The following is an 18,206-nucleotide window of genomic DNA, read 5'->3' on the forward strand; positions in this document are numbered from 1 at the left end:
TGACCCACTTTTTTAATACCTTGGAAAAGGAGCTTTTAAAATGAAAACAACAGTTTTAGCTAAATCGGCTGATCAAACAATTGAAATTGGTTCTAAACTTGGCAACTTGCTACAGCCAGGTGATGTTTTGCTCTTAGACGGTGACCTTGGTGCCGGGAAGACAACCTTCACAAAGGGAATTGGAAAGGCGTTAGGAATAAAAAGGCCGGTTAAGAGTCCCACGTTTACAATCATCCGTGAGTATAAGGGTGGACGAATCCCGCTCTACCACATGGACGTTTATCGTCTTGAAGATGGCGGTGGTGAGGAACTTGGCCTTGAGGAGTATTTCAATGGTGATGGTGTAACCGTGGTCGAGTGGTCTGAATTTATTGAAGATGAATTACCAACTGAATACTTGAAGATAAAGTTTGAACGACTTGATAATGAGGCTGAAGATAACCGTAAAATCGAATTTGAAGGCCATGGTAGCCGGGCAGATGAAATGATAGGTAAAGTAGTGGGAGAGTAGATGATGAGCAGAGAAGTGGGGTTTAAGCTTGCAGAGCCAAATGATGCGGTGGCAGTGTTGGGGATGCTTAGGCAACTGAGTGAAGAAACTGATACTTTTTTTATTGACGCTGACCTTGATGAAATTGATGAATTAGATATTCGAAAATATATTGATATCATTTCCACATCTGATCGAAATCTAATGGGACTTGCTGAGATTGATGGTCAACCGATTGGAATAGTGACCGTTGATTATCTTAAAAACGATCAGGGTGAACTCGGAGTTGCAGTGTTAAAACAGTACCAGGGACATGGGCTGGGCACTAATTTGGTGGAATTAGCAATTGAATGGGCAGCGGAGTACAGCAATCTTGGGGAGATTTTTTTGGTGGTCCTTAAAGATAATCTCCCTGCAGTTCATATCTATGAAAAGCTAGGCTTTAGGACTCATAAACAGACCACTGTTGATGGTGAGGAAGCCTTATTGATGAGTTTGCCAGTCTAAACCTAAAAAAGCACCCACGGACTAATGGAAATGTCGTTGGGTGCTAAGTAGCGGCTATTAAATTGCTTTGACGAATGGCATAAGTTGTTCGCTGCCAAACTGGTTTTGCTGGTGAATTAAAATATTTGCACATGCAACGCTATCATCGAGGGCGTTGTGATGATGTTCTAACGTGATATTGAGGGCATCACAGAGCGTGTTTAATTTATGGTTTTCCAAGTCCGGGTAAAATTGCTTTGAGGTTCTCAGCGTATCCAAGCTTAAAAAGTGTGGTGTTTCAATTCCGTAACGTTCAAGTGATTTTCTGAGAACGCTATTATCGAAAGAGGCGTTGTGAGCAACGACTAATCGATTAGTTCCGAACAGGCTGTTGATGTGGTCCCACAGTTCAGGAAAAGTCGGCGCGTCAGCAACGTCAGCCTCATGGATGCCGTGGACCTGAATGTTGCGCCAGTCAAAGTCAACTTCTGGGTTAATCAAAGAGTATAGTTCATCTGCAATCTGGTTATCTTTTACAACTGTAAGAGCGAGTGAACAGGCACTTGCTCGTTTTCGATTTGCTGTTTCAAAATCCATAGCAACAAAATTCATGGTTTCACCTCATTTATTGTGTCTAATTCTAACTTGAATTTGCTGAACTTTCAATCAATAACGGGTTGGTAAATGGCTGATTTTAATATTCGTGTTACAATATTAGTACATATGTTTTGAAATTGAGGAATGAGAAAATGAACCAATACGAGGAAATGAAGACTGAATATCCAAAGACTGACATTTACTTAAATGAACCACTGTCAAAGTATACCCACACAAAAACCGGCGGGAATGCAGATATTTTGGCTTTCCCAAGTAGTGTCGATGAAGCTCAGCTATTACTTAACTACGCAAATGAACACCAAATTCCTGTTACGGTCATTGGGAATGCAAGTAATTTAATCGTTAAGGATGGTGGAATTCGTGGATTGACCATGATTCTAACTAAGATGAGTAAAATTGCAGTTCACGAAAATACAATCGTAGCTCAAGCTGGAGCTGCTTTTATTGAAGTCACTAAAGTTGCTCAGGCTCACTCGTTGTCTGGCGTAGAATTCGCTGCAGGGATCCCAGGAAGCGTTGGTGGGGCAGTGTACATGAACGCGGGTGCATACGGTGGTGATGTTGACGATGTTGTTACAGCTGCGGAAGTGCTCACTCCTGATAACAAAATCATTCATCTAAATCAGAAACAACTCGATTTTGGTTATCGTCACTGTAGCGTTCAGGAAAATAACCAAATCGTTCTTTCTGCTACTTTTAGTTTGACTCATGGTAATCCCGCTAAGATTCAGAAGCAAATGGATCACTTGAATGAACTTAGGGCGGCTAAACAGCCACTCGAATTACCTTCGTGCGGTAGTGTTTTCAAACGACCAGAAGGTTATTTTGCCGGTAAGTTGATTCATGATTCAGGGTTACAAGGTTTTCAAATCGGTGGCGCTCAAGTGTCTACGAAGCATGCAGGATTCATTGTCAACGTTGATAATGCCACAGCTACTGACTATCTTAACGTCATCAAGCACGTTCAAGAGACTGTCTTTGAAAAGTATCAAGTTCACTTAGAAACAGAAGTTAGGATTATAGGAGAAGACGTTAAGTAATCAAAAAAGGGGGACGCTCAATTGCACATCCTAGAAGCGGTTATTTTATTAATTGGAATCGTCTTACTATCCAATGTGGTCGATCACTTCATTCCGGCCGTTCCGGTTAGTTTGATTCAGGTTGCCTTTGGATTAGGGGCGGCCCTTTTTTTACATACATCAATCCCATTAGAAACGGATTGGTTTTTGCTGTTGTTCATTGCCCCATTGCTGTTCAACGATGGTCGGAAATTTCCTAAACAGGAGCTTTGGAAGCTTAGAGGCCCAATTTTAGGGAATGCTATTCTGTTGGTGTTTTTAACTACTGCGATAGGGGGATTGTTGTTTCACCAAGTTATTCCGACAATGCCTCTTTCAGTTAGTTTCGCTTTGGCAGCAATTCTATCCCCAACTGACCCCGTTGCGGTTCAATCCATTTCCAAACGAGTTCAACTACCAGAAGGGGTCCTTCACCTGGTTAACGGTGAGAGTTTGATTAACGACGCCTCTGGTTTGATTGCTTTTAAATATGCGGTTGCTGCTACGGTAACCGGATTATTCTCAATCAAGGCAGCCGCAATTGACTTTTTCTATATTAGTATTGTTGGTTTCCTAAGCGGAGTGGTCATTATCACGCTCGTTATTGTGATTCAAAACTGGCTATTTAGACAGGGAATCAACGATGTGATTTTTAATACGGTGTTACAAATGTTAACGCCATTTGCAGTGTATTTACTTACAGAAGAGCTTTTTCACGCTTCTGGAGTTATTGCAGTGGTGGCGGCCGGAATCGTATTTCACTTTTTTGGTGGGGTAATTGATTACAGCCAACCGGAACTTACTCTGGTTAGCGAACGGACTTGGGACATTATAATCTATACGTTAAACGGAATTGTGTTTGTTATTTTGGGAATTGAGTTACCGTTTGCAACCACTGAAATTATCCAGAATGATAAGATCAATACTTTTGGTGCAATTGGCTTGTCCTTTGTTGCCTGGTTAATTATTTTAATTATTCGGGTAGTTTGGATTTATCTTTACCAGATTGTTGGAACAGCTATCACTCATGGTAAATCGATGATGCATCCATTTAAGGCTGCCGTATTGGCTGGCCTTTCTGGAGTTAGGGGTGCGGTAACGATGGCCGGAGTTTTATCACTGCCAATGGTAGTCGGCAACGGTGATAAATTTCCATCTCGGGCCCTTGCGTTGTTTATTGCTGCGTTTGTAATCCTAATCAGTTTGATAGTTGCAACCATCACGTTACCACTGATTTCCGAGAATAAAGCACCATTACTTACCCGTGGTTCAAACGTTGATGGTTCTGATGTTGATAAGGAAGAACCAACAGTGGATAATGACAGCTTTATAACCGATACTGCTGCTAGAATTTACCTGATGAGGTTGGCAATCAACCGAATTGAGGAGCAACGGCGAGATTCTAATCAGCGAGAAGCTTATGATTTGATTTTGGATTACCAGTTTATGATTAGGCGCCTTGAATTTCAACAGGATAATTCCAATAATATGGCTGCAGTGATTTCTGATGAATTGGCCCTTAGACGGGTGGCGTTGAATGGTGAACGTGAAGCCCTTGAAAGGTTATACACGGCTGATAAAATAACTAAGCGAGCCTATAATATTGCTGGTGCCCAGTTGGTTAATCAAGACAATCACTTGATGCACTCGGAGGGTCATTCGCCACGTTTTCAGTTAGGGTTAAGGGTTAAGAAACGCGTTGCTCAAGTGAAGGGTCGATTGCGATTATGGATGATCAATCGCGTCGATGATCCAAACTTATCCGAGGAGCTTGCTGAAATTCAAATAGCAGAATCAAAAGAAGCAATTAAAGCATTATCTGAATATTTTGAGCGTGATGATATTGATAATGATAGATTTGACGGCCAGTCGGTGTACCACTTAGTAATTCACTATCGTAATCAAATTGAAATTGCGAAAGAGAAGACCAAACGAGGTCGTAAAGAACATAATATGAGCTATCATAACTTACGAATCAAAGCTTTAGCTGCTGAGCGGGAAGGGGTTCAAATTTTACTTGAGCAAGGTAAGATTGACTGGCGCATGGCGGCTCATTTAAGGCAGAACATCAATTATTCAGAGTCAGTTTTGATAATGAACTATCAGAGAACAGAGTAGGGAGCATTACAGAAAACTTTGATTTTGTCTTAGTGCCCCAGCAAGACCAACAGCAGTTGAGAACCATGAATACTAGGGCTCAGTTCTGATGGGTACTGAGTGTAGCAAGGATTTGGATGAAAACAAAAAAGTAACGATAAATTTCAAGAGAATGAAATTTATCGTTACTTTATTTTGATTTACCTAGTTATGTCCTAGCCACTACTCATTATTTAAAGTGTCATCTGATTTTACTATTAACTCAAGCGTATAGTAGAAAACAAGTTGTACCACAGTAAGTAAAATAATAAAAATGATGGTACTTCGGTTCCACATATTCAATAATGGATTGATGAATTGTTCCGGCGTAAGGAACAAGTAAATTGTGTGAATTCTTAAGAATCTACCGATAAAAATTCCCGTTGAAGATAACAATGTTATCAATAAAACGACTAAATTTGAACCAAGTAGGGTAGGTAGATGTAGCTTAACGGCTATCGCTCTGGAAATCGTCTTTACACCCCACATACCAATAATCGTAGTGAATAACGCTGAAACTAACAGTAAGGTGAAGTTAAGCCACATCTGGTTGTCTAGCCGAAGAAGTCCGTTAGTCCCGTAAGGGTTTAGCAACGATAAGTGGAATAAATCCGTTAATAAGTAGGGGGTATTTGGATAAAAGAGCATCCAAATTATAAATAAAATCCAGAATAAAATGGAGTTTTTTGGCTTCTTAACTCCTAAATGGAAGCTTAATTCAATCGGAATTAGTGCCAAAAATGTGTTAAGCACTAAAAAATTAAACGGAGGATTCTTTAGTCGAAGATAGAGGAAGGCCAACCATAAAATAGATATAATTCTAACGGCCCATTTTGCTTTTTTACTCAATCCCATTCCTCCTAACCGAATTCTATTAAACAATGTTTTGACTAAAATTACCACTAATATTGAAAAAGACTAATATTTTTTATAACTTACTTAAAAATCGGTGCAGAACTTTGATCTGATTAGGAGTTGCAATGGTTGAATGATATAATAAATGGGTGAGCAATTTTAAAAGGAGTTTGAGATGAACTGGACAGATATAATTTCAATTCAAAGCCTGATCAAGCTAGTTGATTTCGCAGTGGTTTGGTTTGTGATTTATAAATTGATTCTTTTGGTCAAAGGAACCAAAGCAGTTCAGCTTTTGCGGGGAATTATTCTAATTGCTTTGATTAAGTTGGTCAGTGTCTGGGCAGGCTTTACGATGATGTCCTGGGTAGTTGATCAGGTACTTAATTGGGGAGTTATTGCAATCATTATTATATTTCAACCTGAGATTCGGAGAGGATTGGAACATATCGGTCGCGGTTCGTTGTTCGTTAAAAGCAAACGTGAAAATAAGGCTGCGGAAAAGCTGATTTCTGAACTAGATAAAGCCATCCAATATATGTCAAAGAGAAGAATCGGAGCGCTAATGACGATTCAGATGAATACTGGTCTAGAAGAGTATATTGAGACTGGTATTGATATTGATGCGGACGTCACTGGCGAATTGTTGATCAATATTTTTATTCCTAATACTCCACTTCATGATGGAGCGGTAATCCTTAAGAATAACCGAGTTGCTGTGGCTGCGGCATATTTACCACTATCTCAGAGTAATTTGATTCCAAAGGAATTGGGTACTAGACATAGAGCTGCAGTTGGAATTTCTGAATTGACTGATGCTTTAACAATAGTTATCTCTGAAGAGACTGGCGAGGTTTCGATTACTCAAAATAACGAGCTTCTTCGAGGGATGACTCAGGAAGACTATATTAAATATTTACGCGATCAATTGATAAAGGATGACTCTGAACCTGAGCATCGAAATGCAATCGTTACGATTACACACTTTATTGAGAGTCACTTTCGGGGAGGGAAGAGTGAATGAAAAAATTCTTGCTTAGTAACTGGACTTACCGGTTGATGGCCCTCTTCCTTACCGGACTGCTGTTTATTTACGTCGACGGTACCCAGACAAACTCTCAATCATCTCGAGGCAACAATCAAATCACCAGGTTGACCTCAGATAAGTCAGAATCTTTTTCCGTTCCGTTGTCCCTGACGGTCAATAGTAATAAATACTTTGTTAATGGGTATCCGCAAAGAGTTAAGATTCGGCTGACCGGACCATCAGCATTGGTAACAACTACAGCAAACACCCAAAATTTTAAAGCTTACGCTGATCTATCAAAGCTATCAGTTGGTAAACATAAGGTTCGAATTCAACAAGAGGGGCTTAATTCTGAGATTAAGTATCGATTTGAGCCGACTACAATTACAGTTGATATTCAACCTCGAAAGACGGTAACTTATCCACTTTCTGTTAAGTATAATAAGCAAAATGTTGCGCCAGGTTATAAGACAGGTGAGGCTAGTGCTGATGTGAAAAACGTCAAAATTACTGGTGCTTCTGACGAGATCAATAAGATCAAACGGGTGGTTGCCCAACTTAATATCCCGCAAGATGCAAGAACATCAATTCAAAGCCAAGCAATTATTGAGGCCTTGGATTCAAAGGATAAGACGGTTAATGTTGTTATTACTCCGGCTACGGCAGACGTAAACCTACCAATTTCGGCAGGAAAAAGCAAAGAGGTTCCAGTGTCGTTGAAGAGCCGTGGGGTTCAAAGTAAATCAGATAAATTCAAGTTAACATCAACTACAAAACGCGTTAGGGTGTTTGGTACTTCTGAGCAACTAAATAACATCAAACGAGTAGTTGTGGAAGTTGATACGAGCGATGTTGCGGATGAAAAAACAAAAACCGTTGATTTAGATGCAAAGCTAAACAAAGTAGCTGGATTTGAACAGTCAACAATTAAAGTGAAAATTTCACGTCAAAATGATTAATTCGAAATGAGGATGAAGTAATGAAGTATTTTGGTACAGATGGTGTTCGGGGAGTAGCAAACAAAGAATTAACCCCTGAACTTGCGTTTCAGTGTGGTCGTGCGGGTGGATACGTTCTAACCCACCATTCAAGTCGGGACCAACCACAAGTTTTGGTAGCTCGGGATACGAGAATTTCTGGTCAAATGCTTGAAGAGGCTTTGATTGCTGGCCTATTATCAGTTGGAATTGAGGTTTTGAATCTTGGTGTAATTACGACGCCAGGGGTTGCTTACTTGGTTCGTAACCAGGAAGCTGACGCTGGGGTTATGATCACTGCTTCGCATAACCCGGTTGAGTATAACGGTATCAAATTCTTTGGTTCCGACGGGTATAAGCTATCTGATCAAATGGAAGAAGAAATTGAGGCAATCCTTGAGAAAGACGATGATATTTTACCAAGGCCTGCAGCCGATGGGCTAGGAGTTTCTGGCGATTATCTTGAAGGAAGTCAAAAATATATCCATTTTCTGGAACAGACGATTTCTGATGACTTGTCTGGAATGAATATTTGTGTTGATTCTGCAAACGGCTCAACCAGTAAGCTTGTTACTACTTTGTACGCTGACCTTGGAATTGATTTTGAAACGATTGCTACCAATCCAAATGGTTTAAATATTAATGACCACGTTGGCTCAACTCATCCAGAACAACTTCAAAAGTTTGTGGTTGAAAAGGGTGCCCAAGCTGGTTTAGCTTTTGATGGCGATGGTGATCGTTGTATTGCCGTTGATGAAAATGGTGAAATTGTTGATGGTGACAAAATCATGTACATCTGTGGTAAGTTCATGGAAGAACGTGGCCGATTGAAGAAGGACACCATCGTTACTACTGTGATGAGTAACCTTGGGATGTACAAAGCAATGGAGCGAAATGGATTGACTAGTGTTAAGACTAAGGTTGGTGATCGTTACGTTGTTGAGGAAATGAACAAGAATGGTTACAACCTTGGTGGTGAGCAATCAGGCCACATCGTGTTCCTAGATTTCAATACGACTGGTGATGGTATGCTTACTAGTTTGCAATTGTTAACTGTAATGAAGGTTACTGGTAAGAAACTTTCTGAGCTAGCTAACGAAGTGACAAAGTACCCACAAAAGTTGGTCAACGTTAAGGTCAGCGATAAAAAGCATGCATTAGATAATGACAAAATCAAACAGTCAATCGCTGAAGTTGAGAAAGAAATGAACGGTGACGGTCGGGTTCTTGTTCGGCCAAGTGGAACTGAACCACTACTTCGGGTGATGACTGAAGCTCCAACAAAAGAACTAGTAAATAAATATACCGATGCGATTGCCGACGTTGTTAAGGCAGAGATTGGCATCTAAAAGGGTTCCCGTATACGGGCCTTTTTTTATGCCATCAAAGATAATTGAATTGTTTTAAGATGGTATACCAATACGGTGAAAAAGATTGACATTCATTTCAAAATTCGGTAGATTATACATGTTGCATTAATAAAGTAAATGCTAATTGATGTCTATACCAATATTGATTAGGTTAGGAGAAAAATAATATGTGTGGAATTGTTGGAGTAACAGGTAATGATAATGCTGTTTCAATTTTATTAGAAGGACTCCAAAAATTGGAATATCGGGGATATGATTCTGCTGGAATCTATGTTAATGATCTAAACGGTCAGGATTACCTTGTTAAAGAAAAGGGTAGAATTGCTGATTTAAAGAAGGCGGTTGGCCCAGAAGTTCACGGGACTGCAGGAATTGGTCATACTCGTTGGGCAACCCATGGGGTTGTTAGCGTGGCTAATGCTCATCCACAGTACTCTGAAGATCACCGTTTTTACTTGGTTCATAACGGGGTTATTGAAAACTTTAAAGAATTAAAAGCCTCATATTTGAGTGATGTTTCATTTGAAAGTCAAACTGATACTGAAGTTGTTGTTCAGCTACTTGATTTGTTTGTTCGTACTGAGGGCCTTAATACTAAAGATGCCTTCATCAAAACATTAGGATTATTGGAAGGATCATCTTACGCTTTCTTACTTGTTGATAGCGAAGATCCTGACACTCTCTATGTTGCTAAGAATAAGAGCCCATTATTGATTGGGGTCGGTGAGGAGTGCAATGTTGTCTGCTCTGACGCCCTAGCAATGCTCAACGTCACTCACGAGTTCTTAGAGCTCCATGATGGTGAAGTTGTTACAATTAAGCCTAAGTCAGTTGAAATTGAAGACATGGACGGCAATGCGGTTTCTCGTGACACTTTCCACGTTGACATGGATGCCCAAGATACTGACAAGGGAACATACCCATACTACATGCTCAAGGAAATCGATGAGCAACCAAATGTAATGCGAAAGTTGGCCCAAGCCTACACTAAGGAATCTGGGGACGCTGATATTGACCCAGAGATCATAGAAGCATTAAAGAATGCTGACCGAATTCACATCGTTGGTGCTGGTACTAGTTACCATGCTGGATTGGTTGGTAAGAAGATGTTTGAGAAACTAACACACATTCCAACTGAAGTCCACGTTGCCTCTGAGTTTGCTTATGACGATCCATTGTTGACTAAAAATCCATTCTTTATCTTCTTGTCACAAAGTGGTGAAACTGCTGATAGTCGTGAAGTGTTGGTTAACGTCAACGCAAGAGGATTCAAGAGCTTAACGATTACAAACGTTGTCAACTCAACTCTTTCTCGTGAAGCTAACTACACAATTCTTTTGAATGCCGGTCCAGAAATCGCGGTTGCCTCAACTAAGGCCTACACTGCTCAAATTGCCGTTGAAGCAATTTTGGCAAAAGCGGTTGGGGTAGCAAAGGAGCAAGTTATTGCAGAAGATTTTGATATTCGGCAACAACTTGGTTTAGTAGCCACTGGAATGCAAGCAATCATCGATGAGAAAGAAACGATTGAGAAATTAGCAGATCAATATTTTGTTAACTCAAATCGAGCTTTCTACATTGGTCGTGGTATTGACCAAACGGTTTCGTTGGAATCTGCGCTGAAGCTTAAGGAAATTTCCTATGTTCAAGCCGAAGGATTTGCTTCAGGTGAATTAAAGCACGGAACGATTGCTTTGATCGAAGAAGGTACTCCAGTTGTTGGAATCATCACCCAAAAGAAGACAGCAGGCCTTACTAGAAGCAACTTGCAAGAAACTCAATCAAGAGGGGCAATCACACTAACCATTGTTAGAAATGGTTTGAAGAAGGAAGACGATACTATCGTCATTCCAGATATCGACGAAATGATCACCCCACTTTTGAGTGTTGTGCCTGCTCAATTGTTGGCATACTATACTAGTTTGAACAAGGGATTAGACGTTGATCGTCCAAGAAACCTTGCTAAGAGTGTTACGGTTGAATAATTTATAATAAGCATTACTTTGTTCAGTAAAACGAGAGAACTTTCAATTTCACAATTGAAGGTTCTTTTTTTGCAATTATTAGGGTTTTTATAAGTTTGGGTGGATAACCCGAAAAAAAGGTTCAAAAGGTTCATTTTTTAGATGAAATTTAATATTATTGACGTAGATAGTTTCTGAGGGGTGGAACATTTGAATAAAAAGACGATTATTAAAATTCTTACATCAGTCGCTTGTTTAGTGCCTTTACTAGTTGCTGCTGGTCAGGGTGTTAAAGCTGAGGCGAGCACACAATCAACATTTATTAGTACATACAAAAGTGACGTAAAGAAAGCATCAAGCAAGTACAGACTTTATGGTTCAGTTATGATGGCTCAAGCAGGAGTTGAAAGTGCATGGGGTCAAAGTCAATTGACGCAGCAAGCCAATAACTTCTTCGGTATTAAGGGAGCATATAACGGCCAATCTGTTTCAATGCCGACGTTTGAGTATGACGAAAATGGGCAAGTTGAAAACATTAATGCAAATTTCAAGAAATATCCAACCGCCTATGCATCATTCGCGGACAATGGGAATACTTTGCGGAATGGAACAAGTTGGAATCCAAGTTATTACTCCGGCACATGGAAAGAAAATGCTGCAACGTATGCTGATGCGGCTAATTTTTTGACTAACAGGTATGCAACGGCACCAAACTATGGGGCGGTTTTGATCTCAGTTATTCAACAATACCAGTTGGACAAGCTGATAGACGGTGCAAGCTCTAGTTCTAGTTCTAGCTCCAACTCGACTAGTACAAGTAGCTCATCATCAAGTTCGGCAAGTGTTAGCTCATCAACAGTAAATCAAAATACTACAACCGCTGCGCATGGTGCCACACCTAAACCACTAGCCAAGGTTAAGTATTACGGTGGTGATTCTTACCAGCTAGTTAAGCTTTCTAATTCGTTCAAAAAATACTATGTCTACAATCATGTTAAGGGTGCTAACAAGAACGAAAAGAAGTATACTTTTAGGCAGTTAAACGTTACTAAACCAGTTTGGGTGTACGTAGACATGCGTGGTGTCAAACAAGGCAGTAATACTAGCTGGTATCGAATTAGATTTTACAAGAATAACAAATCAAAGAAGTTCTGGGTTTATTCCCCAGTTCTTTCTTTTCCTAATACCTACTATTCATCGGTAAATGGAAAATTAACCGTAAATGTTGATTCAAAACAAAAAATCTATGATCATATGTACGGAACTAGTTATGTAGCTAAGGCAATCAAAAATGTCGATGCTTTAAAACGAAATTCACGTTATAATGTGGATAAGATTGGTGTTAAGGATAATATCAAAACTGGTGAGCTGTGGTACCGAATCTCTTTCTCAGGAAAAAAGGGATGGGTTAAGTCAACTGCGGTTGAATCGTACTCATCAAAAGTAATTTATCTTAAAGATAAGGCCAATAAACAGTTATACAATTCCCGAGCAGTTGTTTATGACCACGTTCCCGAAAAGGGAGTTAAGGTTAAAAAGACTACTGCTAGTAAGGCCGGGTTTTCAACTAAAAAGACTGTCAAAACTAATATGGTTGCGTACTCACTTGATATGAAAACGGTATGGTACCGAATTGCTAATGCAAAAGGTAATCAATACTGGATTTCAGCTACGTACGTATCATAAGGAGGATTAACACTTGTAAATGAAACGTAAATTATTTGGGGCGATAGTAACTCTGTTACTTGGAATGATTTGGTTTGTTGCATCACCTACCAATAATGCTAGGGCGTCCGTTGAAACTGATTTTATCAATATAATGAAGGATCCGGTTATTCAGGTGAGCCGGGAAAATCATTTATACGCATCTGTGATGATGGCTCAAGCAATGTTAGAGAGTAATTCTGGTCAATCAGATTTATCAATTGAAGCAAATAATTTTTTTGGAGTGAAGGGAAACTACGATGGTGAGTCAGTTACCATGAGAACCCAGGAAATGAAGTCTGACGGTAAAACAGTAACTATCTCTGCTCAATTCAAAAAATATCCAACGATTCTTGATTCAATAAAAGATAATGCGTATTTGCTTAGACACGGTACAAGTGATGACCCCGATTATTATTCAGGGACTTGGACAACTAATACTTTAAGCGCGAGCGACGCTGCATATGCATTATCGCAAAAATACGCTACGGATATGGCGTATGGCCACAAATTGAACCATTTGATTAAGAAGTACCATCTAGAAAAGCTTGATGGTGAAACCACTTCTGTCAGTGTTAACGATCAGATTGCCCAAGAATTAAAGAAGCAATTAACCACTACCAAAAAGAGGGAAACGGAAGCACAAGAGTCGAGTATGCCCTCCAAAATTACTAATCGAAAAATAATTATTCAAGCTGAACAGGTTTTTAAGAATAAACAATCACAAAAGCAAATTAAAGATAAAATTCACATTGCTTTACCTTCGTTGGAGCTCAAAAAGTAATGGTAATTGAATTAACCACATAATTTGGGGGTAGAACTTTGAGATTCGGTTAAACCAATCTTGGTTCTTCCTCCATTTTAGGTCAGTTCTGGTATAATGGGGTGGTTGTTTTAGATCCCTAAACATTAGGAGAGTTTTTAAAATGCAAGAAGAGTACAAAGTAAAAGTCGAAAACGTTACAAAGGAATATGAACTTTTCAAAACTCAATCAGAAAAGTTGAAATCATTTTTTGCCATTTCAAAGAAAAAAGTGCCTCATTTTTGGTCATTAATGGGAGTATCACTAACCATCAATCCGGGAGAAACGTTAGGCTTGATTGGTGTTAACGGTTCAGGTAAATCAACTTTATCAAATATAATTTCTGGGATTATTCCACCTACCACAGGAACTGTTGACGTTCGTGGAGATACGTCAATCGTTGCTATTCGTGCTGGACTAAGAAATAATTTGACGGGTCGCGAAAATATCCGATTGAAATCATTGATGCAGGGATTAACTAACAAGCAAATTGATGAGATGATGCCAGACATTATTTCGTTTGCAGATATTGGTGATTTCGTGGATCAACCTGTTAAGAGCTATTCTAGTGGTATGAAGTCAAGGTTGGGATTTGCAATCGCGGTTCACATTAATCCAGATATTTTAATTATTGATGAGGCTTTGTCTGTCGGTGATGATACCTTTTATCAAAAATGTGTGGATAAGATTACCGAATTCAAAAAGGAAGGCAAAACGATTATCTTCGTTAGCCACTCTTTAAAGCAAATCAAAATGTTGTGTGATAAGGTTGCCTGGATCAACTATGGTGAACTTAAAATGGTGGGTGAAACTCAAGAAGTAACTGCAAAGTACCGTGAGTTTACTGAATGGTTCAAGTCACTAAGTAAGAAGGAAAAGAAAGCCTTCCAAAAAGAGCGAAAAACAATTCAAAAAAACTTCAGTATTCAAAAATACCAAAAGGATGTTACAGAGCAAGAACAAGCCAAAAATCCCAATGATAGTAGTATCCCTGCAAAAATTCAGAAGCGATTTTATGGATCCGTTATTTCTGAAAAGATGTCATTAGCAAACAAGTTATTTACATGGGTCGTCCTTGCAGCGGTTGTTTTTCTTTGCCTGGTGAACGTGTCAGGGCATTCGATTGTTAGCGTTCTTGGTGATCCTAGTTTATTACTTCACCCAACTAGCTTCTTACACTTACCATAGCATAGAAGTAAGTCGTTGACAGCGCTTACAAATAGTTGTAAATTAGAAATTGGGTACAAGATACCTCTTAATCAATTCTCTTTCTCTCTAATAGGACTGGCAGTCTTTCCACTGCTAGTCTTTTTTTGTATAATTGAATGAGTCTAGGAGGAATCATAATTTTGAAAAGCAATGAAGTATTAACTCTAATTGAAGAAATTACCAGAAATGATGGTACTAAATACGTTGAAATCAGTAATATGGTCCAAAACGGTCGCGCAGAATTAGCCGCCGAAAGAGGATTTATAAAGGAAGTTAGGATTTTACAATTGAACATTCCCCATTCTGCTCATGTGGCAAAATACGAAAAATATATTAATGAGAATTTTGTTATGCCTGATGAAAATATGGATCACTTCGAAGAGTGGACCAAGACTGATGAAATGAAGAATGAGATTGCGGTTATTCTGAAAGAAAATCACATTGGATGAAAAAATAGTTGGAAAATGTTTATAAATAGTTGTGATTTATTCATAGATATGGTATAAATATTACATGCCTTATTAAAGCATATTGCTCCGTAGTTCAGTGGTAGAATAATTGACTGTTAATCAAGAGGTCGCTGGTTCGAGCCCAGCCGGAGCAGTAGGAATAAAATCGACACTTTAATGTTTTCAATGAAGCTAAGATAACTGTTTAAGTTTTCTTAGCTTTTTTGTTGTTTGGATAATTATCAGTCCTCAAATTGTCGGCTATATGTTACGATACAAATACCGTTTCGAGTTTAGAAATATAATTAAAATAGCAATACTGGGGGATCTTATTTTGAATAAAAAGGGATTAGTAAAACTAGTGATTGGAGTCGGCTTTGCTCTTGGGGGGGTTGTGATTGGCTCTTTAGGTTCGATTAGTTCATCTGCTTCGGCAGTTAATAATTATGTGTTGGATAATAATCTGCAGCCTGCAAAAGTTACAAGTCAAATTTGGTCTGGATTTCCAAAGAATAATTATCTGACTGCGAATAAAAAGCCCAATGGGGTAGTGGTTCATGAAACTGCGAACCCTAACTCAACAATTTATAATGAAATCGCATATATGAAAAATAATTATCAAAATGCGTTTGTTCATACTTTTGTTGATGCTTCCAGGGTAATTGCGATTGCCAATCCAAATTATCTTTCTTGGGGTTGTGGTTATCCCGGAAATGGTCGGTTTATTCAGTTTGAACAGGTGGAGGTTCATAGTAAGGATGCGTTTGCCAAAGAGGTCAATAACGCCGCAAATTATACCGCTGAGATGCTACATCAATATAACTTGCCACTGAATAACGCAGCAAGCGATGGAAATGGCTCTGTATGGTCGCACAAGGCCGTTTCAACCTTTTTAGGTGGAACTGACCACGGAGACCCGGATGGCTATTATGCAGCTAATGGAAACAAGTATTTTGGCTCTCCTTATACGATGAGTGACTTTTATGCACTGGTTAAGCATTATTACAACAGTGACGATAGCAGTACAAGCAGTTCAACCACTGATCAGGACGATGTTGCTGTTAATAATGATAAGGTTGATTCGGCAACCAGTTCATCTGAAAGCTCTTCTCAGGTATCCACCACGCCAACGACTCCGACTATTAAATACTACAAGGGTCAAGGCAATGAAACCGCAAAACTATCTGGGAGTTATTCTAAATACCGTTTGTATAATCACGTTAAGGGTTCAGGCTATAACGTAAAGCAGTACAGTTTTTGGGGCCTTAATCTATATTCAGGTAAGAAAGTGTATGTTGATGGCCGGGCTAAAAAGAATGGTAGCTCGACTTGGTACCGAATTAGATTTAGTAAGAGCTCCACCGCCAAAAAATATTGGATGTATTCAAAGGCATTATCTTTCAATCCTGTGTCCTATTCGAATAGTAATAAAAAAATAACTATCAAATCAAGTAAATATGCACTAAGAAACCACGTGTACAATAGTGCTTATCTATCTAAGGTAACTGGTTCAACAGCTAGCCTGCTTGGTAAAACATTCAAGGCTAGTAAAGTGGGGTTGAAATCCCATTCCAAGGGAACCACCAACTGGTACCGATTTAGTGATGGTAATAATACTTATTGGGTTTGCGAGCAAGCCCTAGCATAGGGCATAAAAAAAGAAGGATTTCAATTTTGTTGAAATTCTTCTTTTTAATTTGTTTTCTATAAATTTACTTCATTTGGAGTTGCTATCAGTTGCTGGTCACCACTGTCGTACACGACAATTGTTTTGGGGTAATCAGTGTTGAAGGGGTACGGACTATCAAATGTGGCAACAAGCTCGTTATCTTGAATAAAATCATAAGATAAACGCTGGTCATTGTTTACCAAATTGAATGTCACTAAGTTTGAGAGGGGAAAGACCCCTTGTAAATTATTATCAATCAAGAACCAAACATTGTCGATAGTTTCATCTGGCATGACTGACACTACGTTATAACTCGCAAAGCGAGCATGAGTTCGATCAAACATATTATTCACCTCGGTATTATATGTCTTCTTGGTTTTCAAGTTACCAAACTAGTTGGCTTTTTGCAAGTTATACTAACGGAGAAACTCCTGATTATCGTATATTAGTCTGGTAATGTGTTTTGAATTTTGCTGATTTTCTGGCGGTAATTCATTATAGTCGCCATAAAGTCTGGTTAAAACTGAACTATACTCTGCTGGGACCTTAATAGTAGTGTCTTCGAACGGTACTTCAAGTGGGGTTCCCAGTTCTGTTTCGGTAAAAAGTTCCTTCTCGTAATCGTATTGAGAGGCAAGGTTTTTTAAAGCAAAATGGTCTTTTAAATTGTTGTATGTCTTCATTGCCCGTTCCCGATTATGCTTAAACTCTAAGGCCGTATCAAGTTGCTCGGATGAAAGTGGAGAGTATAGTTTTTTGATGGGATTATCAATAAAGTTATACCGTAATTTTAGATATAATCGACTATCCAAACGTTTGATTTCAGTAATTTGCTTTTGACGTCTAAGCTGAGATTCCGGAATGTTATCAATTGGGAAAATATCAATAAAGACGCCTTTTTTTGCGTCATTGTAGTTGTTTTTCTCCTCAATGTACGTGTTACGATCCAAGAGTTTGGCGTAACTTAGAGCGTAATTCTCGTCACTGAACGGTGTTTGTAAAAAATAGTGATCATTTATCAATATTTCGGGTAAGATGACCAATAGCTTTTCATAATCAGGCCGTAATAAGGCGATGTCCATATCATCGTCCCATGGAATGAATCCCTGGTGGCGAATTGCCCCTAAAAGAGTTCCGCCGATGGCATAGTAAGGAATCCCGTTGGCATCAAGGATAGAACTTAATTTCTTAAAGGAATTAAGCTCAATTTGCTGAACTTTATTTGTGATTTCTACCATCTTTTTCACCTTTGCTGTTGATTTTATATAAGCATACCGTTTATATTATATAGTGCGGACAAAATTTTGTCTTAGAATATACTGGAATGAAAAACGAACACTGTGACTCTTTAATTGAATCCATCACTTATGGGTTTTATAATAACAGTGTTA

Annotated in this window: 17 protein-coding genes and 1 tRNA gene; 14 read left to right on the forward strand and 4 right to left on the reverse strand. The window is 39.0% G+C overall.

What is annotated here, in order from left to right; all coding sequences use genetic code 11:
• The first annotated feature begins 40 nt into the window (after window positions 1–40).
• Together tsaE and QOW94_RS00690 are read left to right on the forward strand one after the other, a co-directional pair.
• Window positions 41–511: a tRNA (adenosine(37)-N6)-threonylcarbamoyltransferase complex ATPase subunit type 1 TsaE gene (tsaE, locus tag QOW94_RS00685; RefSeq protein WP_283678122.1), complete on the forward strand. Its 471-nt coding sequence runs from the start codon at window positions 41–43 to the stop codon at window positions 509–511.
• Window positions 512–514: 3 nt separating this feature from the next.
• Window positions 515–997: a GNAT family N-acetyltransferase gene (locus QOW94_RS00690; protein WP_283678123.1), complete on the forward strand. Its 483-nt coding sequence runs from the start codon at window positions 515–517 to the stop codon at window positions 995–997.
• A 57-nt stretch (window positions 998–1,054) separates the two neighbouring features.
• On the opposite strand, the gene QOW94_RS00695 is transcribed toward QOW94_RS00690, so the two are convergent.
• A complete protein-coding gene (locus QOW94_RS00695; protein ID WP_283678124.1) occupies window positions 1,055–1,588 on the reverse strand; it encodes a 3'-5' exonuclease in 534 nt (177 codons plus the stop codon).
• Window positions 1,589–1,725: 137 nt separating this feature from the next.
• On the opposite strand from QOW94_RS00695, the gene murB reads away from it, so the two are divergent.
• Together murB and QOW94_RS00705 are read left to right on the forward strand one after the other, a co-directional pair.
• On the forward strand, window positions 1,726–2,634 hold the full coding sequence (murB, locus tag QOW94_RS00700) for a UDP-N-acetylmuramate dehydrogenase (protein WP_283678125.1): 909 nt from the start codon (window positions 1,726–1,728) through the stop codon (window positions 2,632–2,634).
• Window positions 2,635–2,655: 21 nt separating this feature from the next.
• Complete coding sequence (locus tag QOW94_RS00705) at window positions 2,656–4,770, forward strand: cation:proton antiporter (RefSeq protein ID WP_283678126.1); 2,115 nt, start codon at window positions 2,656–2,658, stop codon at window positions 4,768–4,770.
• A gap of 201 nt (window positions 4,771–4,971) precedes the next feature.
• Here QOW94_RS00705 and QOW94_RS00710 read toward each other — a convergent pair whose 3' ends face one another.
• Complete coding sequence (locus tag QOW94_RS00710; protein WP_283678127.1) at window positions 4,972–5,643, reverse strand: DUF1361 domain-containing protein; 672 nt, start codon at window positions 5,641–5,643, stop codon at window positions 4,972–4,974.
• A gap of 175 nt (window positions 5,644–5,818) precedes the next feature.
• Here QOW94_RS00710 and cdaA point away from each other — a divergent pair, with 175 nt between their 5' ends.
• The 10 genes from cdaA (at window position 5,819) to QOW94_RS00760 (ending at window position 16,794) form a co-directional block, all read left to right on the forward strand.
• Entirely contained in the window at window positions 5,819–6,667 is an 849-nt protein-coding gene (gene cdaA, locus QOW94_RS00715; RefSeq protein WP_283678128.1) for a diadenylate cyclase CdaA, read from the forward strand.
• On the forward strand, window positions 6,664–7,629 hold the full coding sequence (locus QOW94_RS00720) for a CdaR family protein (RefSeq protein WP_283678129.1): 966 nt from the start codon (window positions 6,664–6,666) through the stop codon (window positions 7,627–7,629). Before cdaA ends, QOW94_RS00720 begins: the two co-directional genes overlap by 4 nt.
• Window positions 7,630–7,649: 20 nt before the next feature.
• Window positions 7,650–8,996, forward strand: coding sequence for a phosphoglucosamine mutase (gene glmM / locus QOW94_RS00725; RefSeq protein ID WP_283678130.1), 1,347 nt, complete (start codon window positions 7,650–7,652; stop codon window positions 8,994–8,996).
• Window positions 8,997–9,184: 188 nt separating this feature from the next.
• On the forward strand, window positions 9,185–11,002 hold the full coding sequence (gene glmS / locus QOW94_RS00730; RefSeq protein WP_283678131.1) for a glutamine--fructose-6-phosphate transaminase (isomerizing): 1,818 nt from the start codon (window positions 9,185–9,187) through the stop codon (window positions 11,000–11,002).
• Window positions 11,003–11,191: 189 nt separating this feature from the next.
• The gene (locus QOW94_RS00735; RefSeq protein WP_283678132.1) at window positions 11,192–12,667 is read left to right on the forward strand and encodes a glycoside hydrolase family 73 protein; all 1,476 of its coding nucleotides are present in this window, start codon (window positions 11,192–11,194) and stop codon (window positions 12,665–12,667) included.
• A gap of 19 nt (window positions 12,668–12,686) precedes the next feature.
• Window positions 12,687–13,469: a glucosaminidase domain-containing protein gene (locus QOW94_RS00740; RefSeq protein ID WP_283678133.1), complete on the forward strand. Its 783-nt coding sequence runs from the start codon at window positions 12,687–12,689 to the stop codon at window positions 13,467–13,469.
• Between the two features lie 142 nt (window positions 13,470–13,611).
• Window positions 13,612–14,676: a teichoic acids export ABC transporter ATP-binding subunit TagH gene (tagH, locus tag QOW94_RS00745; RefSeq protein WP_283678134.1), complete on the forward strand. Its 1,065-nt coding sequence runs from the start codon at window positions 13,612–13,614 to the stop codon at window positions 14,674–14,676.
• A 161-nt stretch (window positions 14,677–14,837) separates the two neighbouring features.
• Window positions 14,838–15,146 carry a hypothetical protein gene (locus tag QOW94_RS00750; protein WP_283678135.1) on the forward strand — a complete coding sequence of 103 codons (309 nt, stop codon included), beginning with the start codon at window positions 14,838–14,840 and terminating at the stop codon, window positions 15,144–15,146.
• An 83-nt stretch (window positions 15,147–15,229) separates the two neighbouring features.
• Window positions 15,230–15,301: transfer RNA gene (locus QOW94_RS00755), tRNA-Asn, on the forward strand.
• A 179-nt stretch (window positions 15,302–15,480) separates the two neighbouring features.
• Window positions 15,481–16,794 (forward strand): peptidoglycan recognition protein family protein, encoded by a 1,314-nt coding sequence (locus QOW94_RS00760; protein ID WP_283678136.1) that lies wholly within the window; start codon window positions 15,481–15,483, stop codon window positions 16,792–16,794.
• A 56-nt stretch (window positions 16,795–16,850) separates the two neighbouring features.
• On the opposite strand, the gene QOW94_RS00765 is transcribed toward QOW94_RS00760, so the two are convergent.
• Together QOW94_RS00765 and QOW94_RS00770 are read right to left on the reverse strand one after the other, a co-directional pair.
• Entirely contained in the window at window positions 16,851–17,159 is a 309-nt protein-coding gene (locus QOW94_RS00765; RefSeq protein ID WP_283678137.1) for a DUF960 domain-containing protein, read from the reverse strand.
• A gap of 72 nt (window positions 17,160–17,231) precedes the next feature.
• Window positions 17,232–18,053 carry a LicD family protein gene (locus QOW94_RS00770; protein ID WP_283678138.1) on the reverse strand — a complete coding sequence of 274 codons (822 nt, stop codon included), beginning with the start codon at window positions 18,051–18,053 and terminating at the stop codon, window positions 17,232–17,234.
• Window positions 18,054–18,206: the final 153 nt, after the last annotated feature.

The organism is Lentilactobacillus sp. Marseille-Q4993, from assembly GCF_951230165.1.
Lineage (GTDB): Bacteria > Bacillota > Bacilli > Lactobacillales > Lactobacillaceae > Lentilactobacillus.